Source organism: Actinokineospora sp. NBRC 105648 (assembly GCF_030269645.1).
In the GTDB taxonomy this organism is placed as follows: Bacteria; Actinomycetota; Actinomycetes; order Mycobacteriales; family Pseudonocardiaceae; genus Actinokineospora.
Window position 1 is genome coordinate 1 of record NZ_BSTR01000065.1, and the last position, 25240, is coordinate 25240.

Consider the following 25240-nt stretch of genomic DNA (forward strand, 5'->3'; position numbering starts at 1 on the left):
TGCGATGTGCATGGTGTGAGAACCCGCATCATCGCAGGCAGGAGGCCACCTTCTTCGTTCATGTGTCGATACCGGCCACTACATCCGCCGACTTCACACCAAGATCACAAACCTTGACGCTCCCCTGGCTCTCCCCCCCACACGAAGGCAGTCCACCCAATCGAGCACAAACGTAACGGGTGTTGCGTACCAGCGGGGTCGGCATTTGGAGATCTAAAGATGAAACAAAAAAAGAGGGAGCGGGCCGGATCGGAATTCCGGGCGGAGTTGGGCCGGGCTGGGCTGGGTCGAGCTGAGGCCGGGTTGGGCTGGGACCGGGCCTGGCGGGGACCGGCAGGTGGCAGGTGGTGGGCGATCGGGCTGGCGAGAGGTGGGCCTGATCCAGGGCAGGTACTGCCGTTCTCGCCGGTCAGTTCTCTGGGTGTTGGATCAGGTTCAGCTGTCCGATCAGGCCCCGGTGGTGCAGGTCCAGGAACAGGTCCGCCGCGTCCGGGTCGAATTGGCTTTCTCGTCCGCCGCGGACTTCTTCCCGGGCTCGGTCCTCGCTCAAGGCCGCCTGGTAGGGCCGGTCTGATCGCATGGCTGCCCAGGAGTCGCAGACCGCGAGCAGCCTCGCCTCGACGCGGATGTCGTTGCCCGCCAGTCCGTCTGGGTAGCCGGTGCCGTCCCAGCGTTCGTGGTGTTGGCGGATGATCGTTGCGACGTCCGCGTAGCCGGGGACCACTGAGGCCAATCGGAAGCCGTGGTCGGGGTGTGCGCGCATCAGTGCCCACTCGTCCGGGCTGAGTCGGGAGGCCTTGGTCAGGATGGCGCGGGGGATCACGATCTTGCCGATGTCGTGCAGTCTGCCCGCCAGTTCCGCGCGCTGGACGGACTCGGTCGGCAGGCCCGCGTGGGTGGCCAGCAGTTTGGTCCACCGGGCGATGGCGCGGCTGTGTTCGTAGCTGGACAGCGTTCGGTCTACCTCGTCGGCGGTGCGGTGGAGGTAGTCGGTGGTCTCGGTGCGGGGGACGCTGGGGTCTGGGCCGACCACGACGCGGTCGCGGCCCGCTTCCTTCGCGGCGTAGAGGGCGCGGTCGGCCAGGGACACCAGTTCGTGCGGGTCCTCGCCGTGGATCGGGTAGACCGCTGTCCCGATGGACACCGTGACCGACACCCACTGCTCGTGGGAGATGGCGATCGGTGCGCCGGCGACGCGTTCGCGGAGGCGGTCGGCGATCAGCGGGAGGGTGTCCGCGGGCGCGTTCGGGAGGATCAGTGCGAACTCTTCGCCGCCGTAGCGCGCCAGGACCTCGCCGTCGCGGACGGTCGAGCGTAGGCGGGTGGCGATCTCGACCAGCACGCGGTCGCCCGCCGGGTGGCCGTGCTGGTCGTTGATCGTCTTGAAGTGGTCGACATCGGCGATCAGCACCGCGACCGTGCCGCCGGAGCGCCGGGCCCTGGCGACCTCCAGGGGCAGTTGGGCCTCGAAGAAGCGTCGGGTGTGCAGGCTGGTGAGCGCGTCGGTGATGGCGAGCCTGCGCTGGTCGGACACCAGCCCGGCGAGTCGGGCGATGGTCAGGCCGAACAGCAGCGCGCAGACCGCGGCGACCACCGGGACGTCGCGGACCGAGCCGTGTGCCCACTGCAGCACCAGGACCGCCGGTGCCACCAGCGCCGCCGCCGACAGGCCCGCGATCCGGACCGGGCTCAGCGGGGCGTCGGGGACAGGTGAGCGCTCGGCCAGCAGGCGCATGGTCGGGTGCAGGGCGCAGGCGCCCAGGGCCAGGTTGCCGGTGAGCCAGATGGCGTCGAGGAAGTTGCCCGCCTGGTAGTTGCCCGTCAGCTGCTGCAGCACGTAGATGGTGTCCGCGGTCATGATCGCGGCCAGCCAGGTGATCAGCAGGAAGAACGCCTTCGGCCGCGAGCCCGAGCCCAGGATCAGCCCGAGCGCCACGGTGAGCATGGCCAGGTCCATCACCGGGTAGCCCAGCGACCCCAGCTCCACCAGCACCGGTGAGCCGCGGCGGGTCTGCGGGCCGATGACGTAGAGCCAGGACAGCATCGCGGCCACCACGGCCAGCGTCGCGGCGTCGAGCAGGCCGGGCAGGTCGCGGCCGGGGGTGCGGCGGCGGATGAGCAGCAGCAGGCCGACCACGGCCAGCGGGAAGTGCGCGAGGTAGAACAGGTCGGCCAGCGACGGGTACTCGGTCACGTCGAAGACGTAGTGCGAGATGTAGAAGATCCCGTCCGCGGCGGCGTAGACCAGCTGGCTGGCCGCGATCATCACCCACGGCAGCCCGGGCCGCGGCCGGTTGCGCAGGAGCCCGTAGCAGACCGCGGCGGCCGCGGACGTGCTGACCAGGCAGTACAGCACCACGCGCAGCGGGAAGCCGCCGACGCGGACCGGTACCTGGTAGTACAAGGCGATGAGCACGGCCCCGGCGGCCAGGTACACCAGCCACAGCCTGCTCGGGTGCTTCGCCGCCGGTGGTCCGCTCCGGGACGGGGGCGTGGTCGCCTGGATCGCCGTGCCCACCCCGGCGGTGTCGTCCTCGCGGGCGGTCATCGCGTCGGCCATGGGGTGTCGGCGTCCTCCGCGGTGGTGGTTCGGCCTTCCCCGGCATGGGAGCGCGACCGGTGGCCCGCGTGCGCGCCGTCGGCAGGGAATCCGGCGATGTCGACCACTCGGACAGATTGGCATAGCGGGATTCCGACCCGTGACGCGACTCTCCGTAAGAACCCGTGCGACCCCGCCATTACGCCATTCGTGTCAAAATGCCGCCCTGCCGGGGGATTGCGGCCCCCGGCAGGACGGCGGTGTTCAGCAGCTCAGATTACTGCCCGGAGTCGTGCCCAGGATGCCCACGAAGCTTTGGTAGGAGTTGATCCGGCTCTGCACCTGCGCGGGGTTGCCGCCGTTGCACTCCAGGGCGCCGTTGATGCTGCGGATCGTCTCGCCGAAGCCGCGGCTGTTGACCATGGCGTCGTGCGGGGTCATGGTGCCCGGGCCCTTCTGGGTGTTCCAGTACCAGAGCGCGGTCTTCCAGGCCACGGCCGCGTCCTGCTCGACCAGGAACGGGTTGCGCAGCAGGTCGATGCCCAGCGCGTCGCCCGCGGCCTTGTAGTTGAAGTTCCAGCTCAGCTGGATCGGCCCGCGGCCGTAGTAGGCGGCCTGTCCCGCCGGGCAGCCGTAGGACTGGGTGGCGTCGCAGTAGTGCGGATAGTTGGCGGTGTTGGTCTCCTTGATGTAGACCAGCCCGCCGGTCTCGTGGTTGACGTTGGCCAGGAAGGCGGCGGCCTCCTGGCGTTTGACGGTGTCCGAGCCGGTGTTGGCGAACCCGGGGTAGGCGCTCAGCGCCGCGACCAGGCCGCTGTAGGTGTAGAACGGGTTCCGGTTCGGGAACATCCTGGTGAACTGGGCCTCGGTGACGACGAAACCGGTGCTGGGCGGGTTGCTCGTCGTCGGCGGGGTGGTGGTGGTCGGCGGGGTCGTGCCGCCGGTGCAGGTGTAGGGGTCCCAGTACCAGGTGCTCACGACCGGGCTGTAGCCCGGGTTGTCGTGCTCGGCGATGTAGAACTTGCCGTCGGTGTACTTCACGATGTCACCGGTGACGTACGCCTTGCCCTGCACCCAGGCGGGGTGGTTGCACCCGCTGGGCGGGGTGGTCGGCGGCGTCGTGGGCGTGGTCGGCGGGGTGGTGCCGCCACCGCCGCAGGCGCCCTGGTCGGACCAGACCTGGGCGGAGCCGGGGGTCTCGCCCTGGGTCCACCACTTCGCCGACCAGTTGTGGCTGTTGTAGGAGGCGGTGTTGCCGCCGGTGTAGACCGACGAGCTGTTCCACGCGGTGACGCAGGAGGCGGCCTCGGCGGACACCGACGGCAGCACGAAGGCCAACCCACCGGCCAGCGCCGCGGCACCGACCGCGGCGAGGATTCGGTTTCTGGACACGGGATCACTCCTTAGGGGCCTGCCCGGGACAAGGCAGGCGAGCAGGGAACGGCCCCGCCGCGGCCTGCTCGCGCGCCGCCGCAGCCGGGCCGATCCCACTTAAGCCGATTGGCCCAACCGCCGTCAAGGTCTAGACCACCTGTCTCGTGGTTCGAACCTCTGCCACTCCTCGGCGCGGACACCCGGCAGCTCTTCCCGCCCGGCCCGGCGGTGGGTGAGCGCCACTCGGCTGGAGCGGCGGCCGGCGGATTATCGCCGCGCCATGCCATTGCCGCCACACCATTGCCCGCCGTGTCACTCCCGTCGTGTCACTGCCGCTGTGTCACTGCCCGCTGTGCCCTCACGGGCTGATCAGCCTGGCGCCTGACCTAGGATCCGCCCGGCGCGGACCGGCCACCGGGCTTCCGATTCCATCGGACCAATGGCGCGGTTGGCGTTCGGTGAGGTCCGCGCAGTCCACTGTCGACCGGGTAGGTAGTGCTCTCGACGGCAACACCTGTGCGCCATGGTCGCCTGCTCCACCTCGCCGGGTCGGCAAGGCCGGTTCGATCTCCCTCCCGCAATCGGCGGCGGTAGTGAGGGAGAAGGCGCCATCGCTTTTCCGCTTCCTTAATGGCATGCGGCGCGGTCTGTACCGGTGTGGGCACGGTGGTCGGACGGTCGGTCCGGGTAGGTCCGGTCCCGAGGCGAGTGGCCCCCACCCGGTGTCCACCTTCGCCCGGCTGGGTGCGACGTGATCCACTCGAACGAGCGGTTTGGTCGTTTTCCATGCTGGAGCAGTGTTCTGGTCCGTTCGGCGGTGTTGCCAGATGATCTAGGCTCGGGGCGAACCGGTGGTGCGATGGAGGGTGGCACGGATGACGCGGTCGGCCAAGGAGCTGCTGGAGCGGGTGCAGCGCGAACTCCTGCCCGCCGAGGGCGACAACCGGTTGGTGCCGTTGGTCGCCAGCGGGGAGGCTCCGGTGGCGGTGCTCGGCGCGTTGGCCGCGGAGCAACACCGGATCATCCAGAGCGACTGGCGCACGTTCCTCACCCTGGCCGCCCAGGCCGTCGACCCGACCGCGCGCGAGGTGTTCAGCTCGCTGGCCGCGGGCGAGGGGATCGCGCTGGCCAACCTGCGCGACTTCGCCGCCGCGTGTGGGCTCAGCGAGGACGACGTCCGCGACTACCAGCCGCAGCCCGGGTGCCAGGCGTACCCCGCCTACCTGGCGTGGCTCGCCCTCAACGGCAACCCCCGCGACGCCCTCCTCGCGATCCTCGCCAACTTCGCCGCCTGGGGCGGCTACTGCGCGACGATCTCGGCGGGCCTGCGCGAGCACTACGGCTTCGACGAGAAGGGCACCGCCTTCTTCGACTTCTTCGCCACGCCGGTGCCGGAGCTGGAAGAGCAGTACGTCGTGGCGATCCAGGAGGCCCTGGACGCCGGCTGGACCCCGAAGACCTCGATCGGGTACGGCCGCCTGCTCCAAGGGTACGAGCTGATGTTCTGGAACACCCTCGCCGACCTGACCGTGTGACCGCCTGACCGGGGAGCCCGCACCCGGCCCGGACACCCTTGCCGTCGCACAGCAGATCTCGGGCACAGCAGATCTCGGGCACAGCGGATTTCGGGCACAGGAGATCTCGGGCGCGTCGCGTCCCACCCGCTCGAGCCCGACCGTGCCGTCGGCGTGCCTTCTGCCAGACCGGCCTCGTGAGCGCCAAGCGAATCCGGCCCGCGGCCCCGATGCCGCGCACGTCGACGGGGTGAGCGGACTCGCAAGGAGCTCGCGGACTCGCGGCCAGTCCGGATCGGCCGGGCCGGACAGCTGCTGAAAGCCCAGTTCTACGTGCCGTCCGCGACGACCACCTGTTCGCCCGGCACCCGCGCATGCGAACAGTCTGTTGTGGACACATGCCCAGCCCGGTGGCTCTCAGGGGCGTGCTATCACGGAGATCTCCGTTCCCCACGGCGCCGTGACCGTGGCGATCCGGCCGTAGACCATGTCCTCCGGCGCCGTCGTCGTGGCCCCCGCGGCCACCGCGCGGGCGACCGCCTCGTCGGTGTCGGCCACCTCGAACGTCGTGTTCCAGAACGGCGACCCGCCCGGGTTCGCGAAGATGCCGCCGATCTCGTGGCCGTCCCGGCGGCGCAGGAAGGTGAAGTCGAAGTCCGGCAGGTCCTGGTTCCCGTCCAGCGTGAAGTCGAACACCTCGGCGTAGAAAGCCCGGGCGGCCGCGGCGTCCGGTGTCGCCAAATCGTTGCGCACCAGGGAATTCGGTTCGTTCACCACCTCGCAGCCGATCCGGCCGCGAGCCTGCCACAGGCCGAAGCGGGCACCGGTCGGGTCTTCGGCCTCCGCCACCGTCGCGCCGTCGACCTCGCGCACCGGCGCCACCAGGCGACCTCCCGCCACGACAACGGATGCCGCTGTGCCCGCGCAGTCCTCGGTGGCGAAGTGGACTGTCCACGTGGGTGGGTCCGGGGTGCCCCCGGTCAGCGCCGCCACCGGGCGGCCGTCGAGCAGGCACACCGCCGCCCCGCCGGACACGGCGAAGTCCCACGAGAACAGGGCGTGGTGGAACGCCATCGCGGCGTCGAGGTCGGTGGTGGCGAGGGTGAGCCAGGTGGGGGTCCCGGGCGGCTGGGCTGTGGTCAGGATCGGCATGGGCAGGACCATAGGCCCGCGGTACGACACCGGGCCGGGAGTTGTCCACAGGCCCGGCCGCGCACAACCCGCCGCATGACCGTGCACGTGCGGATGGTCCCGCCGAACGCCAAGTGCACGGCGTTGGCACGACCCGGGCAACCGGTGCGCCCGATCAGCCGGGGCCGTTCGGCTCCGGGTGGTCTTATCGGGTGGTGGACCACCCCCGGCTGACACGACCCCGTCGCGTACGCGATACGGATCGAAAGGGGGCGCCCGCGCGCCCGCGAACCGTTGTGCCACTACCACTCTGCGAGGTGCCGTCATGCGGTCCAGCCTGGTCGAACTCCTGGTGTGCCCGGCCTGCTCGGGAAAGCTGAGGCTGTCCCTGGGCGGGGACGCGGGCGAGGTGCACACCGGTGAGCTCGACTGCGTCGACTGCGCGCTGGCCTACCCGGTCACCGACGGCGTCCCGCGGCTGCTCTCGGCGCGCGAGCGGGCGAACCAGGACCACGTCTCGGCCAGCTTCGGCTTCGAGTGGCAGACCTTCCACGACGGCGGCTTCGAGAGCGACACCGTCTTCGGGCGCACCATCGAGGAGGACGTGGCCCAGTTCGACGACGTCTTCGACACCGCCACCGAGCCGATCGCGGGCCTGGTGGTCGCGGACATCGGTTGCGGCAGCGGCAAGCTGACCGCGGAGCTGGCCCGCCGCCACCCGGGCACCACCTTCCTCGCCGTCGACCTCAACCCGGCCATCGCCGAGGTCGCCAAGCTCGCCGCCGACCTGCCCAACCTGCACGTGGTCCAGGCCAGCGTGTTCGCCCTGCCGCTGCGCGAGCAGAGCGTCGACCGGTTGTGGTGCAACGGGGTCATCCACCACACCGGGGCGACCGAGATCGCCTTCACCGCCCTGGCCCGGCTGGTGCGCCCGGCCGGTCAGCTGTTCGTGTGGGTTTACCAGCGCAAGTTCAGCCCATTGGTGCTGGTTCGTGACCTGCTCCGCCCGCTCGGCCTGCACCGGTGGAGCCACCGCACGACCTACCGGCTCTGCCGCGCCCTCTCGCTGCCGACCCTGCTCGCCGTGCGGGTGCTGAACACCGTCGCGGGCCTGCCGGGGCTGCGCTCACTGGTCGCCCGCAGCACCCACGCGAAGATCCTCACCCGCCGCCGCGAGTACGACGAGCTGGCGCTGACCTGGTTCGACGTGCTCTCCCCGCGCCACCGCGACACCTATTCCGCGACCCAGGTCGAGACCTGGTTCACCCACAGCGGGTTCGAGCCGGTCCGGCGCTATTGGTGGCCGGTCGGGGTCACCGGCAGGCGGGTCGGCTGAGCCCGTCCACATCGGAGCCCGACCCGGTTCGCGCCGTTCCGGTGTGGACACGCGGGCCGGGTCGCTCCGCGACCGGTGCTTCGGGCTGCTAACTTCCATTCCAACCAGCAACCCGTTGTGCAATGAGGTGCCCGAATGGCTCAGAAGACAATCGTCCAGCTCTACGACGACCTCGACGGATCGACCAGTGATGACATCCGGGTGGTCGAGTTCAGCCTGGACGGCGTGCAGTACGAGATCGACCTGACCGAGGCCAACGCCGAGCGCCTGCGCGAGGAGCTGGCCGATTTCGTGGCCGCCGCCCGCCGCACCGGCGGTCGGATCAAGCGCGCCGCCGGTCCCGCCTCGGCCAAGCCCGCCGGGGAGGGCCGCAGCAAGGAGCAGACCAAGGCCATCCGCGACTGGGCCCGGCAGAACGGCCACGACATCTCCGAGCGGGGTCGCATTCCCTCCGCGGTGGTGGACGCGTTCGAGACCGCGCACACCGAGCCGGAGCCCGAGCCCGCCCCGGTCGCCAAGCCGAAGCGCGCTCCCCGCGTCAAGAAGGCCGCTTTCTCCGGCTGAGTGGTGGCCCGGCTGAGCTCGCGCTCAGCCGGGCCTTCGCCAGCAGGTAGTCCCGTTCCGGCGCGCTGAGCGTCAGCCGGGCGGCGGCGCGGTAGTGCTCGCTCGCGGCGGCGTGGTCCCCGGCCATCGCCAGCAGGTGCGCCCGGACCGCGACCAGCCGGTGGTGCCCCGCGACCCGCGGGTCGTCGGCGAGGGTGTCCAGCAGGTCCAGACCTTCCGCGGGCCCGTGCGCCATCGCGGTGGCGACCGCGCGGTTGAGCGTCACCACCGGGTTCTCCGAGACCTGCTCGAGCAGGTGGTAGAGCGCGAGGATCTGCGCCCAGTCGGTCTCCGCCGCGGTGCGCGCCTCGTCGTGCACGGCCGCGATAGCGGCTTGCAACTGGTACGGCCCGAACACCGGGTCCCTGGTCAGCGCCACCGCGGCCAGCCTCGACCCCTCCGCGATGGCGGCCTCGTCCCAGAGGTCCCGGTCCTGGTCGGCCAGCGGCACCAGGGCGCCGCCGGGCCCGGTGCGGGCCGCGCGCCGGGCGTCGGTCAGCAGCATCAGCGCCAGCAGCCCGGTCACCTCACCGTCCCCGGGTAGCGCCCGGTGGACCGCCCTGGCCAGCCGGATCGCCTCGGCGGCCAGCTCCTCGCGGCCGGTGTAGCCCTCGTTGAACACCAGGTAGAGCACGTGCAGCACCGCTCCGAGCCGGTCCGCGCGCTCGGCGGGCGGCGGCAGCCGGAAACCGATCCCCGACGCCTTGACCCGCTGTTTCGCCCGGGTGATCCGCTTAGCCATGGTCGCGGGCGGCACCAGGAACGCGCGGGCGATCTCCTCGGTGGTCAGCCCACCGACCGCGCGCAGCGTCAGCGGTATCTGTGCTTCGGGCGTAAGAGCCGGATGGCAGCACAAGAACAACAGGACGAGCGTGTCATCGCTGTCTACGCGGTCCTCATCCGCGGCGGGGGAGACCACCGGCGCCTCTGCGCCGACGGTCTCCTCCCTGCGCCTGCGCGCGCCGTCTGACCGAAGCGCGTCCACGAGCTTGTTCGCCGCCACGCGGACCAACCAGGCCAGCGGGTCGTCCGGGGTGCCGTCCACCGGCCACTGCGCCGCCGCGGCGATCAGCGCCTCTTGCACGGCGTCCTCCGCGGCGTCGAAGTGCCCGTAGCGGCGCACCACGGCGCCGAGCACCCGGGGCGCGAGGCCGCGCACCAGGTCCCCGACGGACACGCTCAGACCCCCAGGTCCCCGGCCGGGCTCATCATCGGCCGCAGCTCGACGCTGTCGCCGGTGGCGTCGGTGATCCGGGCGGCGATCTCCACCGCCCGCTGGTAGCTCGCGCAGTCGACGATGCCGTAGCTGACCAGCACCTCCTTCGACTCGGCGAACGGGCCGTCGGTGGCCACCGCGACCCCGCCGGTCCGCCGCACGGTCTTGCTGTGCGAGGGGTCGGCCAGCCCCTCGGCGGCGACGAACTCGCCGGACTCGACCAGCTCCTTGCCCAGCTCGGCGTAGAACTCGCAGGCCGCCTGCACCTCGGCGGGCATCCGCTGGGTCTCGGTCCACTCCCGGGTGGCCGCCTCCCACGCGTCGCGGTTGGTGTAGGCCAGCAGCATGTACTTCATCGGATGGCTCCTCTCTCGGCGTCCCGGCCGGGCCGCCCGCGACACCGAGGTCGGAGCCGATGGCGGTGGGAGGACACCAGCGAGCGCATCGTCGCAAACTCCCGCTAGGTCTTCTTCGCGACCTCGGCCAGCAGGGCGGCGTACGCGCTTTCGGAAATGACCGGGATGCCGTACCGACGTGCTTTCTCCGCCTTGCCGGACTGCGAGTCGGCATCGGCGGCCACCACCAACCGGGTCGCCTTGGTAACCCCGGGTGCGGGCACCAGCCCGGCGGCGACCGTGCGCGTGTGCCAATCATCACGCTCAACGGTCCCCTCCCCGGTGAACACAACCACGTCACCCGGGACCAAGCGGAACAGCGGAACCGGGCGGGACTCGCTTTTCAACGCGGAGTCCACGCTGTCCTCGGACAGACCGAGCAATGCGGCTACCTCACGCAGGTCATTGCGCTCAGCCGAACCGATCTCACCTTCCGATAGCGCTGCCTTGGCGATGGCAGCGAGGTAGGTCTCGTGCAAACGGCGCGCGTCCGCGGCTGAGAGGTCAAGGCTGTGCGCGAGCGCGGTCAGGGACTCTTGTTCGTCGAGCGACACATACCGGTCGAGCAGCGCGCGATCGAGCAACGCCAGGTACTCGTCGGCCCGCGCGGGCTCGGACACCCGGGGCAGCCGGTCGACCAGGCGGGCCAGGAAGTGGCTCTGCACCACGGGTGCGTCCCGGGTCAGCGCGGCCCGGGTGGCCTCGGGCACCTCGGGCCAGCCACCGGGCTCGACGGGGAACTCCGCGCCGCTGTCGAGGAACCGGGCCAGCAGCCGGGCGCACGCGCGGGCGTCGTCCAGCGCGGAATGCGCCCGACCGATGTCGATGCCCGCGACCCGGCAGCAACTCGCCAGCGACCGCGACGGCGACGGCAGGTAGAGCGGCGCGGCCGTCATCGTGCACACCCCGTCGCGCACCGGCGCCACTACCCCGACCCGGTCGAACTCGGCGGCGATGAAGTCGGCGTCGAAGGCGAGGTTGTGCGCCGCGATCACCCGACCGCGCAACCGCTCGCCCACCGCACCGGCGATCTCGGCGAACGCGGGTGCCCGGCGCGCCTGCGCGGCCCGGATGCCGTGGATGCGCTGCGGGCCCATGTCGCGGCCGGGGTTCACCAGCGTGCACCACTCGTCGACGATGGCCCCCGCCCGGTCGGTCCGCACGACCGCGATCTCGGCGATCCGGTCGTGCCGCGCCGGGGACAGCCCCGTCGTCTCGACGTCGACAACCGCGTACCCGTCCACCACGTCACTCCCGTCCGTCGCCCGACCGCGTCAACGATCTACCAGGAACCCGACCATCCGGGTGGCGAAAGTGTGGTTTTCGACACCGATGCCCGCGCCGTTCGGTACCGTTCCGATCGCGGTCGGTCACTGGGGGTCCGCCGCGCGCCAGCCCGCCCCCGGGCCGGGAGCGGTCCGCCCGAACGATGGTGTGATGCGTTGAGCGAATCGGTCGACTGCAGGCACTGCACCGCCCCCGTGCAGCCGGGCAGGCACTTTTGCGAACACTGCGGCGCCGAACAGCGCATGCTGTTCTCCGGCCCGGCCGAGGCCCTGGACCTGCGCCAGGTCGCGGGCATCACCGACCGGGGCAGACGACGCGACCACAACGAGGACGCGGTCGCCGTCGGCACCCTGGGCCCGCTGTCCGCGGCAGTGGTCTGCGACGGCGTCGCCTCCTCACCGGGCTCCGCGGCGGCCGCGAGCCACGCGGTACAAGCAGGCCTACGCGGACTGCTCGACGCCGCGGCACGGGGCGAGGATCCGTCGATCGCGACCACCGCGGGCGCCCTGGCAGGCGCCGCAGCAGCGGCAGCGCTGGGAGACCCGAGCGACGACAACCCCCCGTGCACCACCTACGTCTCCGCACTAGCGGCAGAAGACGAGGCAGCCGTCGGCTGGGTCGGCGACAGCGCCGCCTACTGGGCGGGACCAGAGGGCCTGAGCAGACTCACCGTCGACGACTCCGCAGCGGGAAGACTCACGGCCGCGGGCGTACAACTGGAGGACCCACGCCTCGCCGACCCCACAGCCCACGCCCTGGAACGCTGGCTGGGCGCCGACGCGGGTGAAGTGGTACCGCAGGTCTACCAGTTCACCCCACCCACGCCAGGCCTGATCCTGGTGTGCAGCGACGGCCTGTCGAGATACCTGGACGCGGGATTGGTGGTCTTGGCGGATTATCGGGGAAGACCGGCAGAGATCGCCCAGGAACTTCTCACCGACGCACTTGAGGTAGGCGGCCACGACAATGTCACGATAGCCGTCATCGCTTGCCAAGGACCACTAGTCTGACTCTAACCCCACCACGACAGCGCCCAGTCGCAGCGGAAAGGCGCCCTCGCCACCGTCCAAACCGCAGCGGTGAGGCCGACCCGGCTGGAACGCAACAAGATCCCGACCCCGCTGGTGTCGCAGCGGAAAGAAGGCCCCTACCTCCCGTCCAAATCGCAGCGGAAAGGCCGCCCCCTCCGCCACCAAACCGCAGCGGATAGGCCGACCCCGCTGGAAAGTAAGTCCCGTTACGAATGCTCGATCTAGTGGACTCGCTTCGTGTGGGGGGAGAGTGCCGCTAAACTTGCCGTGGGTGGGGATGCCCTTACCCTGCCCTTTTCTCTCCGCCGCGGTGCTCTAGGGGCCCCGCACGAAGCGAGTTCACTAGATCGAGCCCATGCTTTTACTCGGGCAGCCCCAGCGACGAGCCACCATGCAGGTCGACCGTAGGTCGGCGTGCGGCACACCCTCCGAGCTGCCCAAGTAAGAGCGGCGCTCGATTGGCTGGACTGCCTTCGCGTGGGGCCCCTAGGCGACCGCGTGGGGAAAAAGCGTGGGGAGAAGGGCATCCCCACCACAGGTCAAGTTTAGCGGTCGCCTCCCCCCACACGAAGGCAGTCCACCCAATCGAGCACAAACGTAACGGGTGTTGCGTACCAGCGGGATTGGGTTCTAAGAATGAAGAGAGAAATGGAGGGAAAGGGAGACAGGAGAGGGGGCAAAGGGCAAAGGGCAAAGGGCAAGGGGCAAGGGGTAAGGGGCGCCGGGAGGACGAACTGGACGTCGGTCAGACCGTGTGGTGTCGTGTTCGTAGCTGCTCGGCCATCGGTCCCTTGATCTCCACCCGGGCGCCCGGACCTCGACCCGCCCGGGTCGACCTCGGTCAGGGCGCGCCCGAAGTGAATCTGCAAGGGTCGGTGTGGCCCACGGGACGGGTGGCGTGGTCTGCTGTCCTCGTGCACGAGGCGGCGGGGCCACGACAGGGGCGGTATCCGGTGCGGTTCGGGACCGCCGAACTGCTGCGCGACCTGGATCGGGCCAATGGCTGGTTGCTCAGTGTCGATGGTGTCGCACAGTCCTATCTCGACCTCGATGACCCGACGCACCTGGAGTTCGACTACGTGCGTCGGATCGCCGACGTGGTCGACGCCGCCGCCGACCCCGACGAGCCCGTGGACGTGGTGCACGTCGGTGGGGGAGCGTGCACGCTGGCCCGCTACATCGCCGCGACCCGGCCGGGGTCGCGGCAGCGCGTGGTGGACGCTGATGGTGCCCTGGTCGCGTTGGTGCGCGCGCACTTCGGGCTCGACGTGCCCGGTGTGGAGGTCACCGTCGGGGACGGCAAGGAGATCGTCGCCTGCCTGCCCGACGCCTCGGCCGACCTGGTCGTGGTCGACGCGTTCGAGCGGGGGATGCTAGCGGGCGGGCTGCTCACCATCGAGTCCACAAGAGACATCTCCAGGGTGCTCCGCGCCGACGGCGTCTACCTGGCCAACCTCTCCGACGGCCCTGGCTTGCCCTTCGCCCGCCGGGTGGTGGCCACCCTGTCCGCGGTGTTCGGCAACGTCCTGCTGCTCGCCGACCCGGGTGTTCTGCGCGGTAGGCGGTTCGGCAACATCGTGCTGGCCGCGGCCGCCGGGGAGCTGCCCGTGCGAGCGGTGGCGCAACGGGCCGCCGCGGCCGCGTTCCCGGCCCGTTGTGTCACCGCGGCGGAGTTGCGGGCGCTGTTCGGGCCCGCCAAGCCGCTGTCCGACACCGAGCCGGTCCCCGCGCCCGCGCCGCCGATCGACCCGTTCCTGAGTTCCTAGCCGAGCAGTCCCTCGCCCCAGTAGCCGCCCTGGGACAGTCCCGGGGGACAGGCGAAGTGGCCGGAACCGTTGTGCTCCAGGTACTCCATCATCTTGTCGTTGGCCGAGAGCGCCTGCTGCATCGGTACGAACTGGGTGCGCGTGTCCCGGTTGAAGCAGATGAAGAACAGCCCGGCGTCCAGGTGGCCGAAGCCGTCCGAGCCGTCGGTGAAGTTGTAGCCGCGGCGCAGGATGCGGGCGCCCTTGAGGCTCTCGGCGGAGGCCAGCCGGATGTGCGCGTCCTCGGCGATCCGGGGCACCCCGCCCGGGCCGCGCACGTGCAGGTCGACCTGGTCGAACTCGGCCGTCTGGCCCAGCGGCGCGCCGGTCCCCTTGGCCCGCCCGACGATCGCCTCCTGCTCGGTGAGCGAGGTGCGGTCCCAGATCTCGATGTGCATCCGGATCCGCCTGGCCACCAGGTAGCTGCCGCCGACGATCCACTGTGGACCCTCGGTGACCCACACGTGCTCGGCGAGCGCGGTCGGGTCCTCGGCCTTGAGGTTGTTGGTGCCGTCCTTGAAGCCGAACAGGTTGCGCGGGGTCGCCTGGGTGGTCGAGGTCGACGACGTCCGGCCGAAGCCCAGCTGCGACCAGCGCACGGCGACCTTGCCGAAGCCGATCCGGGCCAGGTTGCGGATCGCGTGCACCGCCACCTGCGGGTCGTTGGCGCAGGCCTGCACGCAGATGTCCCCGCCGGTGCGCCGCGCGTCGAGGTCGTCGCCGCGGAAGCGGGGCAGCTCCACCAGCGCCTCTGGTCGCTTGTCGGCCAACCCGAACCGGTCGTCGAACAGCGACGGCCCGAACCCGATGGTCAGCGTCAACGCCGAGGCGGGCAGGTCCAGCGCCTCGCCGGTGTCGGCGGGCGGGGCCTGCGGGGCGCCGCCGACCGCGCCACCCTGGGTGGCCTCCTCGCCCGCGGTCATCCGCTCGGCCGCGAGCGTCCAGTCCTTGAGCAGCGCGACGAGCTCCTCGCGCTTGCGCGTGGTGACGTCGAAGGCCACGAAGTGCATCCGGTCCTGGGCCGGGGTGACGATGCCCGCCTGGTGCGGGCCGCGGAACGGGACCGGGGCGGAGGTGTCGACGGCCGTCGCACGGACCTGCGGGTCGCGCGCGGTCGCCAAGACCCCGGCGGTCGCCCCGAGTCCGGCGACCGCCGCCCCCGCGCCCGCCAGCCCGAACAGCCGCCTGCGCGAGACACCCCCGTTCCGGTCGCTCACTTCTGCGCCACCACTTCGGCGACCTTGGAGATCGGCTCGCCCAGGGCGTCGACCGCCTCGGCGAACGCCTTGACCTCATCGGGGGTCAGGTCGGTGTAGAGCTTGTAGCCCTCGCCGCTGCGCTGCTTCTCCAGCAGCGCGTCGACCGCGGCGAACTTCTCGTCGAGCGCCTTGGCCAGCGCGGGGTCGCGCTCGGCGACCACCGGGCGCAGCGCCGCGACCGCGGCCTGCGAGCCCTCGACGTTGGCCCGGAAGTCCCACAGGTCGGTGTGCGAGAAGGTGTCCTCCTCACCGGTGATCTTCCCGGTTGCGACCTCGTCGAGCAGTTCCTTGGCGCCGTTGGCCAGCTGCAGCGGGGTCAGCTCGACCGCCTTGGCCTTGGTCACGATCTCGTTGACGTCGGTCACCAGCTGGTCGGCGATCTTGCCGCTGTCGGCCCGCAGGCCGGAGACCCACAGGTCCTTCTCCAGCCGGTGGAAGCCGGTGAACTCCTGCCCGGGCTCCAGGTCGGCCTCGCGCGCGTCGATCCGCGGGTCCAGGTCGCCGAAGCTCTCCGCGACCGGCTCGATCCGCTCCCAGTAGGTGCGCGCGACCGGGAACAGCGCCTTGGCCTCGTCGACCTTGCCCGCCTTGACCGCGGCGGCGAACTCGCCCGTCTTGGCCTGCAGCGGCTCGACCTGGGCGTTGACGTAGCGCTGGTAGCCCTTGGTGGCCTCGCCGAGCTTGACGTTCGCGTCGGCCTGGCGGGTGGCCGCGCCGGTGACGGTGAAGTCCGCGCGGATGCCGTCGCCGGTCATGCCGGGCCTGCACGAGGTCTGGTACTTGCCGCCGTCGGGCACCTCGACGATCAGCCGCCGGGTGATGCCCGGGGTGATGTTCTCGACCTCGCCCATGATCCGGTCGCCCTCGCCGTAGAGGTAGAACTCGGTGACCCGGCTGCCCTTGTTGCTCACCTCGAAGGTGATGGTGCCCGCCGCCGCCTCGGCCTTGGTCAGCCCGCAGGCGTCGTCCTTGGCCTCGACGGCGATCGGGCCGCCCGCGGCGGCCGGGGTGCCGCCGCTCGCGCCGCTCCCGCTGTCGCCGCAGGCGGCGAGGGTGGCGAGCGCGGCCAGGCCCGCCAGGGCGGCGGGCAGCTTGGGACGGGTCACGGGGCTTCTCCTTGGACGGGGACGGGAGTGGCCGAGGGCGCCGACGAGCGCTTCGGCCAGAGGAAGACGGTGAGGGTGATCGCGACGTAGGCGATCCAGGCGACGGCCTGCAGCCAGGTGGTCTGGGCCGAGTAGTTGAACAGGCCCTTGAGCAGCGCGCCGTACCAGGAGTCCTCCGGCACCGGCCCGGACAGGTCGAAGGCCAGATCGCGCAGACCGGGCAGCACCCCGGCCTCCTGCAGGTCGTGCAGCCCGTAGCCGAGCACGCCGGCCGCCACGAAGATCAGCAGCACCCCGGTGACGGTGAAGAATTTGGTGAGGTTGACCTTGAGCGCGCCCCGGTAGATGGCCCAGCCCAGGGCGACGGCGACCGTGATGCCGATCAGGAAACCGATCAGCGGGCCGCTGTTCTCGCCCGCCGACTGCGCGGTGGCGTAGAAGAACACGGCGGTCTCCAGGCCCTCGCGCCCGACCGAGAGGAACGCCACGACGATGATCGCGACCGGCCCGATGGCGACCGCGTCGGAGAGCTTGCCGCGCAGCTCCCCGCTGATCTTGCGCGCGGTGGAGCGCATCCAGAAGATCATCCCGGTGACGAAGGCGACCGCGATGAGCGACATCACCCCGCCGAAGGTCTCCTGCGCCTCGAAGCCGAGCTGGGCGCTGGTGAAGGTGACCAGCGCGCCGACGGCGACCGAGAGCAGCACCGCCGCGGCGACCCCGGCCCAGACCCAGCGCAGCGACTCGCGGCGCTCGGTCTTGACCAGGTAGGCGACCAGGATGCTCACGACGAGCGCGGCCTCCAGGCCCTCGCGCAGGCCGATCAGCGCGCTGCTGATCAGGAAGTTCACTCGACGTCTCCCGGGATTTGGCAAGCCTTACCTCTGGGAATGTAGGTAAGGCTTGCTTGGGATGTCCAGTGCGGTGGACGGGACGCGCGACACCCTTGCAGGTTTTGTCCGGTTCATCCCGACCGGAACCCGGCCAACCGCCTGCTCGCGGCATAACGAATCGGTAGCCTGCTGGGGATGCCGTTGTGAGGAGTCACGGGTGCGATCCCTGCAGATCGACGATCCGGAGCAGGTCGGTGACTACGCGTTGGTGGCCAGGCTCGGCCGTGGCGCGATGGGCACGGTGTACCTCGGGCGCTCGCTGGGCGGCCGACCGGTCGCGGTGAAGATCGCCCGGGCGGGCCTGGCGGCCGACCCGGAGTTCCGCGCCCGGTTCCGCCAGGAGATCGCCATGGCGCGCGCCGTCGGCGGGTTCTGGACGGCCGCGGTCGTCGGCGCCGACCCGGACGCGCACCTGCCCTGGCTGGCCACCGAGTACGTGCCCGGCCCCACGCTGCACGAGGCGGTTTCCGCGCACGGGCCGCTGCCCGAGCCGGTGCTGCGCAGGCTGCTGGCCGGCCTGGCCGAGGCGCTCTCGGCGATCCACGCCGCGGGCCTGGTGCACCGCGACCTCAAGCCGTCGAACGTGCTGCTCGCCGCCGACGGCCCCCGGGTGATCGACTTCGGCATCGCCAAGGCCATCCAGGCCGCCCCGCTCACCTCGACCGGCCTGGTGGTCGGCACCCCCGGCTACCTCTCGCCCGAGCAGATCGCGGGCGAGCCGGTCGGCCCGCCCAGCGACATCTTCGCGCTCGGCGCGGCATTGGTCTTCGCCGCCGCGGGGCGCGGCCCCTACGGCGAGGGTGAGCCCACCGCCCTGCTCTACCGCGCGCTGCACGCCGGACCCGACCTCGGCGGCGTGCCTGACGCCCTGCGACCCGCGGTGTCGCGCTGCCTCAACGCGCGCCCCCAGGCCCGGCCGACGCCCGCCGAGCTGCTGGTCGAGGCGGGCCCGTTCGACACCGGGAGCTGGCTGCCCGCCGCCGTCCGCACCCTGGTCGAGGACCGGCGCACCGAGCTCAACGCGCCCGTGCACCGACCGCCGACCCGGGTCTTCACCGAGTTCGCCGAGCCGCGTGCCCGCGTGTCGGCCCCACCGCGCTCCGCCACTCCGCCGCCCCCTGCCGCCCCACCGCACTCGGCCACCCCCGTGCGGCCTGCCACTCCGCCGCGGCAGGCGCCAGCTCCGGCCCGGGTGCCCGCACAACGGCCTCGTCCCGCGGCGCCCGAGCCCGCGGGCCGCACGGTGTTCCGGACCTCGCGGGTGATGATGTTGTTCTGGGCTGTCGCGGCTGGTTTCGGCGTCGCCGCCGGGGCCGCCGTCGCGGACTACGCCACCCAGCACGGCCGCTCCGACCTGGCGGCGGGAGCTCTCGTGGTCATCGTCCTGCTCGGGCTCTCCGGTGTCCGGTCCCTGGCCCGGTTCGCGGTCGCCAAGCGGCGCCGGGTCGAGGTGTCCGAGCACGGGCTCGCGGTGCGCACGGCGGACGCGACCAGGGTCCTGACCTGGGCGGAGATCGAGCTGGTTCGGGTCGCGGACAAGCGCGGGAAGCCGTGGTTGGTGGTCTGGCCGAGCGCTGCCGCGGACTCCGGCGCGAGTCTGGGCGCGAGGCACTCCCGCAAGCACGGCGGGTACCGGGTCTACCCGGTCGCGCACACCTCAGGGTCGCGCAGGCAGGCGCACGAGCTCGTCGAACTGCGGGCGGCGCTGGCGCGGTACGGCGGGAAGGCCTACGACCCGACGGACTAGCGCTCGACGGTCCAGGGCCCGATGGTCCAGGGCTCCCCGGTCTAGGGCTGAGCCCGCGGGGTGAACAGCTCGGCCAGCCCGGTGATCGCCAGCATCCTGGCCAGGTTGGGGTCGATGGCGGTGACCAGCAGTCGCCCGCCGAGCCCGGCCAGCCGCTTGTAGGCGGCGAGCAGCACGGACAGGCCGCTGGAGTCGCAGAAGCCGAGCTCGCCCAGGTCCAGGGCCAGCGTGGCGCCGGGGTCGAGGCGCAGCTCGGCGAAGGCGGCGGTCAGCTCGGTGGCGTTCGTGTAGTCCAGCTCGCCGCCGACCGCGAGTCCGCCGTCGGCCATACGGGTGATGTCGAGGGCGTGCGGGTTGGTCATCACCAGAGCGGACTCCTCGGTTTGGGTACGCGTCGGGGTACTACCCAGTCCAGTGGCCGCCCACACCTGCCCTTAACTGATGACAGTCCTCACTCTTTCCGGTGAGGAGGGCGAGCTGGGTCACAGCGCTACTCCGAATGCCTGGTGCACTCATCCCGCACTGACTGCGTCCGAACTCACCACCACCCCGGACGTCAGGACCTAGGAGGCTCTGTGCACCATCCGATTGACGAGCGCGGGTTGCGCGAACTCCTCGTGGAGTCCGACGACCTGCAATCCGACGCCATGCGTTCGGCGAAGCGCGATCTCGGTGACTACGTCGACGCCGCGCTCGAGGCGCGGTCCGAATCCCGTGACCCCGGGGGCCAGTGGCCCGGCTGGGGCCGAGCGGGCCTGGCCGTCGGTCTGGCGGGCGCGGGCACCCTGCTCGCCGCCTCGCCCGCCTTCGCCGACACCGCACTGGACGTCCAGGCGCTGCAGACCGCGGCGAGCCTGGAGAACCTCGCGGTCGCGACCTACAAGACCGCGCTGACGCTGCCGTTCATCGGCGGCGCCGACGCCAACGGCGTGGTCAAGGCGTTCGCGACCAAGACCATGGCCCAGCACACCGAGCACGCCCAGGCGTTCAACGGCGCCGTGCAGAAGCTCGGCGGCAAGGTCCAGAACGACCCGAACGCCAAGTACGCCGCCGTCGTCCAGCAGGCCGTGCCCACGATCAAGGGCGCGGGCGACGTGGTCGCCCTGGCGATCAGCCTGGAGGACGTGGCCGCGCAGACCTACACCAAGAACGTCGGTCAGGTCTCCACCGCCGAGCTGCGCCAGCTCTTCGCCAGCGTCGCGGGCGTGGAGTCGCAGCACAAGGCGATCCTGCTGGCGGTCAAGGCGCTGCTCGACGGGGGCGCCCCGCAGCTGATCGCCCTGCCCCCGGACGCGGCGAAGCTGCCCGACGCCGCGGGCAGCGTCGGCTTCCCGGACGCGTTCTTCCCCACCGACAAGGCCTCGCCGGTCGAGGAAGGAGCGGTCAAGTGACCGACAAGCGCCCCGAGATGGGCATCACCGAGCGCGAGCTCAACGCGCTGACCCGCGACCTCGACGACCTGCACCAGACCACGTTCCCGGGTGTGCGCGGCATGCTCGACGAGTTCTCGGCCAACCTCGCGGGCCTGGCCCGCGGGGCGGCCAAGAACCGCCGGGGCTTCCTGCTCGGCGTCGGTGGCGCGACCACCCTCGGCCTCGTCGCGGCCTGCTCCAGCAGCGACAAGGGGGCCTCGACCACCAGCACCACGGCCGCGGCCAGCACCGCCGCCGGGGCGACCTACGAGGGCGACCTGAAGGTGGTGGCCCTGGCCGCCGCCCTGGAGAACCTCGCGGTCACCGCCTACACCGGCGCCCTCGACGCCGCGGGCAAGGGCACGCTCGGCACCGTCCCACCGGCGGTGGGCGTGTTCGTGCAGACCGCCATGAAGCAGCACAAGGACCACTCCGACGCGTGGAACGGCGTGCTCAGCAAGGCGGGTAAGCCCACCATCACCGACGCGCCGCTCTCGATCACCGCCGACCAGGTCAAGGCCCTCGGCGAGGCGAAGTCGGTGCCGGACGTGGCCAAGCTGGCCCTGGGCCTGGAGCAGGCCGCGGCCGAGACCTACACCTTCGCCACCGCCAACGTCGGTGACGCGGGCGGCATCATGACCGCCGCCACGATCCAGCCGGTCGAGACCATGCACGCCGCGATCCTGCACTTCATCCTCGGCGAGTACCCGGTCCCGGACAGCTTCATCGGGGTGGAGAAGGCAGTGAAGCCGGACGTGCTGCTGGCCAAGTAAGTCGCGAGTCCGCACAGGCCCCGGTGCCCGACCGCAGGCTGGCGAGCCCGGTCGGGCACCGGTCCACCCCACGGGGCGGGCCGGTGCTCGCTGCGTTGTCCGTCGCGGAGGTTGTCGTGGTCATGTGGGTGCGGTGGTGGTGGCGTGCCGGAGGTTTCCGGTCGAGTCCAGGTGGACGGCGATCGGGTGCGCGGCCAGTGCCTCGGGCAGGCGCTCGCGGTCGCGGGCTGTGAAGGTCGGCTTGCCCGCCAGGTGCGGGAAGGCCGTGGCCAGGTCGCCGGTCAGGGGACCGGTGGGGGACAGGCGGATGATCTTCCCGCCGCGCACGTCGGTGGGTGTCACGGTGACGTCGCCGTAGCGGAGTTGGTGGCCGTCCGCCGGGGACGCGGGGACGTCCCAGACCAGGCGGTCGGGAGCCACCCAGAAGGCCTTGGGGTGGGCCAGGTCCACCTCGGCGGGGCTCGTCGAGGGTGGCAGGACGTAGGACGCCGAGCCGTCCGGGCGGGTGGCCCCTGAGACGAACCAGACCTCGTGGCCGGTGCCGGTCACGTCCAGGAACTGGTCGCTGCCGGGGTCTTTGGCGTCACCGCGGTGGATGATGTGGCTGAGCCCGCCCGCGCCCGGCGCCAGCGGCACCGACCACCACGCGCCGAAGCCGTCGGTCCCGTCCGGGGGCCGGGACTCGGGCCAGCTCGGGCTCGGGGTCTGGGAGCCGGTCCAGTGGTAGAGCGTCCAACCCGCGTAGTCGCCCGCCGGGCGGTGGTAGTGGATCACCGCACGGTTCTCGGCGGCAGCGCGGGACGGGTGCACCCGCGCGTCACCCTCGCGGACCCAGGCCGCCGCGCCGGGGAAGGCACCGCTGACCACCGTGCTTCCGTTGCGCACCAGCCTGAACTCCGACCCTGGCGCGACCTGCGCGGTGGCGCCGAACGCGTCACGGCCGGTCAGCGGCACCTCGGCTTGACCGGGAACCTTTACGGCGTAACCAGAGTAGTCGCCTGACGGGGCTTGGAAGTGCACGGTCGCGTGGTCGCTGGCGGCGATCTCGCTGGTGTACAGGGTTCCCTGTCCCTGCCGCAGCCAGACTTGCGCCCTGGTCGCGGGGTCGACCAGCCGGTCGCCGCCGTCCTTCTCGTCGCCCCGGTGCACGACGAACCCGACCTCACGCGCCCCTGGCTTGAGCCGCACCCAGGCGAAGCGGCCGTAGTCCGTCTCGCCCGCGAACGGCAGCGGCGCGGCCCACTCGGTCGGTGCTTCGACATCGCCCCACACGTGCAGGCCCCAGCCCTGGTAGTCACCTGCGGAGCGGTTGTAGTGCACCACCAGCCAGTCGGGGCTCGGTCCAGGCTCCGGCAGCGGGGGAGCAGCGGCCAGCCGGATCGACGCGCCATCCGCGCCGAGCCCGCCCGCCGAATCCTTCGCCACCAAGCGGAACTCGACCCTCTTGCCGACACCCGCCCCCGGCAGTGCCGCCACGTCGGCGAACACCCGGTACGGCGCGGCATCGTCGGTGCCCAACACGGTCCACTCGCGCGCGCCCTCGACCCGCGCGGCGAAGGTGGCTTGCGTGTACGAGGTCACACCATCGGCCCGCAACTCGACGCGACGGTCGAGCACCGTCCCCCGCGCAGGCACCACGAGGGTCGGTGCGGGTGTGGTCGCGGCCAGGCGGTCAATCCCCCGGAACGCGACGACGCTCAACGCCGGGATCGTTACCCGAACCTTACCCGCACTGCTCTCCAGTCGGGTGTCGCCAGCAGGAAGTGTTGCGCGATAGCGCTTTCCGGACACCGGGACGTTCACTGTGGTCTGTTCGGTGCCCGCGTTGACGACCACCAGGTGCTCGCGCTGCTCGCGGGCGGTCGTCCGGGTGAACGCGAGCACGTTGCCCTCGGCCAGGCGCAGCTGCTGGTTGCCGTCGGCCCACACCCGGTCTTGGTCCACAAAGGACGCCAGTGCGCGGAGCTGCCGGTACAGCGGGTGGCCGGGGTTGAAGTTGTCCTGCGCCCCGGTGCGACCGGCGCCGACCAGCCTCTCGGCGGCATACTCCGGGGTGCGGCTGGCGAACATGTCCTGACGGGCCAACTTGTCCCCGCCACCGCCCGCGAAGCCCTGTTCGTCGCCGTAGTAGACCACCGGGTTCCCACGCCACAGGTACATCAGCGCATTGCCCAACTCCAGGCGCCGCAGCAGCTCCGCGTCAACGATACCGGGCCGGGCGAGCCGCAGCTGCCAGGCCAACCTGCCCATGTCGTGGTTCCCCAGGAAGGTCGGCAGGCTCGCGGCGTTGGAGTCGGCGTCGGTGTACTGGTCGTCGGCCAGCAGCACGTCGGCCAGCCGCGCGGAACCACGGCCCGCCAACAGGTTCAGTGCCCCATCCTGGAACGGGAAGTCGAGGGTCGCCTGCATGCGCCCCGTGGTGGTGTAGGCCGACGTCTGCTCGGCGTCCCCACTGTAGACCTCCCCAAACACGAAGAAGTCCGGCTTCCCCCGCCGAGCCGCGTACGCCTTGACGTGCGGCGCCAGGGCCTGCCAGAACTCCATGTTCACGTGCTTGACCGTGTCTACCCGGTAGCCATCGATGTCGAGCGTGTCGATCCAGCTCGTGAAGATCCGCTCCATGCCCTCGACCACGCGCGGGTGCTCGGTCATCAGGTCGTCGAGCCCGGAGAAGTCACCGTACTCGGTGGACTCACCGGTGAAGGTCGAGTCACCCCGGTTGTGATAGAGCGCGACATCGTTGAGCCACAAGGGTTTCTTGGCACCCGGGTCAACCTGGACGGGCGTGTAGGGCGGGGATAGCACGGGAAAGCCCGGCCTCCCAGCGATGGCCTTGATGTCGACGGCGTTGCCCGCTGGGTCGAGGTAGGGATGAGCCCGGGTGTCAAGATACTCATGCCGCCCCTCCGCATGATCGATCACATCAGCAGTGTGGTTGGCCACGATATCGAAGAACACCTTGATCCCACGCCGATGCGCCTCAGTGATCACCGCACGCATGTCCGCCGTGGTCCCGAAGTGCGGATCCAAGCTGGTGTAATCGGTAGTCCAGTAACCGTGGTAAGCGGCCGAGACATCCGCCCCAACCCCCTGCACCCAGCGATTGGTGAACATCGGCGTCATCCAGATCGCCGTCACACCAAGGCCATCCAGGTAGCCCAACTTCGAACGCAGCCCGGCCAGATCCCCACCGTGGTAGAAACCTTTGTCCGACGGGTCAAACCCGGTCTTGAGCCGGTCCGGATCGGTGGTACCGCCACGATCATTACCCACATCACCGTTGGCGAACCGATCCGGCATCACGAAGTAGAACCGCTCACCCGACAACCCGGCACGCACCACATCCCGACCGAGGAACCGATCCCCGGGCCGAACTCCCGGCGCGACATCCACGACCTCCCCCACCGCCAACCGACCACCAGCGGCGGCCACTGCCTCGGGAACCGCCAGCAGCGGAACCACAAGCCCCAGCGCCACCAGAGCCCGCATCCCCCGACCCATCACAACCTCCGGCGGCATCGTTCCCGAGAACAGCCCGGCAATCGCACCAAACCACGCCAACCCCGACCCAGCCATCGGCCGATCGGTTGCACCTGGTCCACTTTCGGGCCACCGACCCCACCCGCCAACGCAGCGGAAGGGAGAGGAGGAGAAGGGAAGAGGAGGAGGGGAGAGGGAGGGGAGGGAGGAGGAGAAGGGCCAACCCCGCTGGCACGCAACAGACCACTACGCCCAGCAAACCCCAGCAGGTTCCCGACCCCGCTGGTACGCAAGTCCCGTTACGGATGCTCGATCTGGTGGACTCGCTTCGTGTGGGGG

At 71.0% G+C, this 25240-nt stretch carries 19 protein-coding genes; 8 read left to right on the plus strand and 11 right to left on the minus strand.

Annotated features, from left to right (window positions below):
• Positions 1-409: 409 nt before the first annotated feature.
• Both QSK30_RS33405 and QSK30_RS33410 read right to left on the minus strand, forming a co-directional pair.
• Positions 410-2560 carry a diguanylate cyclase gene (locus tag QSK30_RS33405; RefSeq protein WP_285509130.1) on the minus strand — a complete coding sequence of 717 codons (2151 nt, stop codon included), beginning with the start codon at positions 2558-2560 and terminating at the stop codon, positions 410-412.
• Between the two features lie 243 nt (positions 2561-2803).
• A complete protein-coding gene (locus QSK30_RS33410) occupies positions 2804-3931 on the minus strand; it encodes a glycoside hydrolase family 19 protein (protein ID WP_285509131.1) in 1128 nt (375 codons plus the stop codon).
• An 857-nt stretch (positions 3932-4788) separates the two neighbouring features.
• On the opposite strand from QSK30_RS33410, the gene QSK30_RS33415 reads away from it, so the two are divergent.
• On the plus strand, positions 4789-5448 hold the full coding sequence (locus QSK30_RS33415; protein ID WP_285509133.1) for a thiaminase II/PqqC family protein: 660 nt from the start codon (positions 4789-4791) through the stop codon (positions 5446-5448).
• A 396-nt stretch (positions 5449-5844) separates the two neighbouring features.
• On the opposite strand, the gene QSK30_RS33420 is transcribed toward QSK30_RS33415, so the two are convergent.
• Positions 5845-6579, minus strand: coding sequence for a VOC family protein (locus QSK30_RS33420; protein ID WP_285509135.1), 735 nt, complete (start codon positions 6577-6579; stop codon positions 5845-5847).
• 304 nt (positions 6580-6883) lie between these two features.
• On the opposite strand from QSK30_RS33420, the gene QSK30_RS33425 reads away from it, so the two are divergent.
• Together QSK30_RS33425 and QSK30_RS33430 are read left to right on the plus strand one after the other, a co-directional pair.
• Complete coding sequence (locus tag QSK30_RS33425) at positions 6884-7894, plus strand: methyltransferase domain-containing protein (RefSeq protein WP_285509136.1); 1011 nt, start codon at positions 6884-6886, stop codon at positions 7892-7894.
• Positions 7895-8029: 135 nt separating this feature from the next.
• On the plus strand, positions 8030-8458 hold the full coding sequence (locus QSK30_RS33430; RefSeq protein WP_285509137.1) for a histone-like nucleoid-structuring protein Lsr2: 429 nt from the start codon (positions 8030-8032) through the stop codon (positions 8456-8458).
• Here QSK30_RS33430 and QSK30_RS33435 read toward each other — a convergent pair.
• The 3 genes from QSK30_RS33435 to QSK30_RS33445 all read right to left on the minus strand — a co-directional run bounded on the left by QSK30_RS33435 (position 8433) and on the right by QSK30_RS33445 (position 11352).
• Positions 8433-9680, minus strand: coding sequence for an RNA polymerase sigma factor (locus QSK30_RS33435; RefSeq protein ID WP_285509187.1), 1248 nt, complete (start codon positions 9678-9680; stop codon positions 8433-8435). The genes QSK30_RS33430 and QSK30_RS33435 overlap by 26 nt on opposite strands.
• The gene (locus QSK30_RS33440) at positions 9677-10069 is read right to left on the minus strand and encodes a YciI family protein (protein WP_285509139.1); all 393 of its coding nucleotides are present in this window, start codon (positions 10067-10069) and stop codon (positions 9677-9679) included. Before QSK30_RS33440 ends, QSK30_RS33435 begins: the two co-directional genes overlap by 4 nt.
• 104 nt (positions 10070-10173) lie before the next feature.
• Positions 10174-11352 carry an exonuclease domain-containing protein gene (locus QSK30_RS33445; protein WP_285509140.1) on the minus strand — a complete coding sequence of 393 codons (1179 nt, stop codon included), beginning with the start codon at positions 11350-11352 and terminating at the stop codon, positions 10174-10176.
• Between the two features lie 198 nt (positions 11353-11550).
• Here QSK30_RS33445 and QSK30_RS33450 point away from each other — a divergent pair, with 198 nt between their 5' ends.
• Both QSK30_RS33450 and QSK30_RS33455 read left to right on the plus strand, forming a co-directional pair.
• Complete coding sequence (locus QSK30_RS33450; protein WP_285509141.1) at positions 11551-12405, plus strand: PP2C family protein-serine/threonine phosphatase; 855 nt, start codon at positions 11551-11553, stop codon at positions 12403-12405.
• A gap of 974 nt (positions 12406-13379) precedes the next feature.
• Complete coding sequence (locus tag QSK30_RS33455) at positions 13380-14192, plus strand: spermidine synthase (RefSeq protein ID WP_285509143.1); 813 nt, start codon at positions 13380-13382, stop codon at positions 14190-14192.
• On the opposite strand, the gene efeB is transcribed toward QSK30_RS33455, so the two are convergent.
• The 3 genes from efeB to efeU are packed head-to-tail and all read right to left on the minus strand — an operon-like array spanning position 14189 to position 17438.
• Positions 14189-15448, minus strand: a complete 1260-nt coding sequence (efeB, locus tag QSK30_RS33460; protein WP_285509144.1) for an iron uptake transporter deferrochelatase/peroxidase subunit — start codon at positions 15446-15448, stop codon at positions 14189-14191. The genes QSK30_RS33455 and efeB overlap by 4 nt on opposite strands.
• The gene (gene efeO, locus QSK30_RS33465; protein ID WP_285509145.1) at positions 15445-16596 is read right to left on the minus strand and encodes an iron uptake system protein EfeO; all 1152 of its coding nucleotides are present in this window, start codon (positions 16594-16596) and stop codon (positions 15445-15447) included. Before efeO ends, efeB begins: the two co-directional genes overlap by 4 nt.
• Positions 16593-17438, minus strand: a complete 846-nt coding sequence (gene efeU / locus QSK30_RS33470; RefSeq protein WP_285509188.1) for an iron uptake transporter permease EfeU — start codon at positions 17436-17438, stop codon at positions 16593-16595. Before efeU ends, efeO begins: the two co-directional genes overlap by 4 nt.
• Before the next feature lie 208 nt (positions 17439-17646).
• Between efeU and QSK30_RS33475 the strand changes: the two genes are divergently transcribed.
• Positions 17647-19236, plus strand: coding sequence for a serine/threonine-protein kinase (locus QSK30_RS33475; RefSeq protein WP_285509147.1), 1590 nt, complete (start codon positions 17647-17649; stop codon positions 19234-19236).
• Between the two features lie 41 nt (positions 19237-19277).
• On the opposite strand, the gene QSK30_RS33480 is transcribed toward QSK30_RS33475, so the two are convergent.
• The gene (locus tag QSK30_RS33480; protein WP_285509149.1) at positions 19278-19598 is read right to left on the minus strand and encodes an STAS domain-containing protein; all 321 of its coding nucleotides are present in this window, start codon (positions 19596-19598) and stop codon (positions 19278-19280) included.
• Between the two features lie 213 nt (positions 19599-19811).
• On the opposite strand from QSK30_RS33480, the gene QSK30_RS33485 reads away from it, so the two are divergent.
• Positions 19812-20627 (plus strand): ferritin-like domain-containing protein, encoded by an 816-nt coding sequence (locus QSK30_RS33485; protein WP_285509151.1) that lies wholly within the window; start codon positions 19812-19814, stop codon positions 20625-20627.
• Positions 20624-21421 (plus strand): ferritin-like domain-containing protein, encoded by a 798-nt coding sequence (locus QSK30_RS33490; protein ID WP_285509153.1) that lies wholly within the window; start codon positions 20624-20626, stop codon positions 21419-21421. Before QSK30_RS33485 ends, QSK30_RS33490 begins: the two co-directional genes overlap by 4 nt.
• A gap of 120 nt (positions 21422-21541) precedes the next feature.
• Here the strand turns inward: QSK30_RS33490 and QSK30_RS33495 are convergent, their stop codons facing one another.
• A complete protein-coding gene (locus tag QSK30_RS33495; protein ID WP_285509156.1) occupies positions 21542-24922 on the minus strand; it encodes an alpha-amylase family glycosyl hydrolase in 3381 nt (1126 codons plus the stop codon).
• Positions 24923-25240: the final 318 nt, after the last annotated feature.

Bases quoted from the DNA above. Each gene is read 5' to 3' on its own strand.
- QSK30_RS33405 (WP_285509130.1), bottom strand. From the start codon at position 2,560: ATGGCCGACGCGATGACCGCCCGCGAGGACGACACCGCCGGGGTGGGC.
- QSK30_RS33415 (WP_285509133.1), top strand. From the start codon at position 4,789: ATGACGCGGTCGGCCAAGGAGCTGCTGGAGCGGGTGCAGCGCGAACTC.
- QSK30_RS33420 (WP_285509135.1), bottom strand. From the start codon at position 6,579: ATGCCGATCCTGACCACAGCCCAGCCGCCCGGGACCCCCACCTGGCTC.
- QSK30_RS33425 (WP_285509136.1), top strand. From the start codon at position 6,884: ATGCGGTCCAGCCTGGTCGAACTCCTGGTGTGCCCGGCCTGCTCGGGA.
- QSK30_RS33430 (WP_285509137.1), top strand. From the start codon at position 8,030: ATGGCTCAGAAGACAATCGTCCAGCTCTACGACGACCTCGACGGATCG.
- QSK30_RS33440 (WP_285509139.1), bottom strand. From the start codon at position 10,069: ATGAAGTACATGCTGCTGGCCTACACCAACCGCGACGCGTGGGAGGCG.
- QSK30_RS33480 (WP_285509149.1), bottom strand. From the start codon at position 19,598: ATGACCAACCCGCACGCCCTCGACATCACCCGTATGGCCGACGGCGGA.
- QSK30_RS33495 (WP_285509156.1), bottom strand. From the start codon at position 24,922: ATGGGTCGGGGGATGCGGGCTCTGGTGGCGCTGGGGCTTGTGGTTCCG.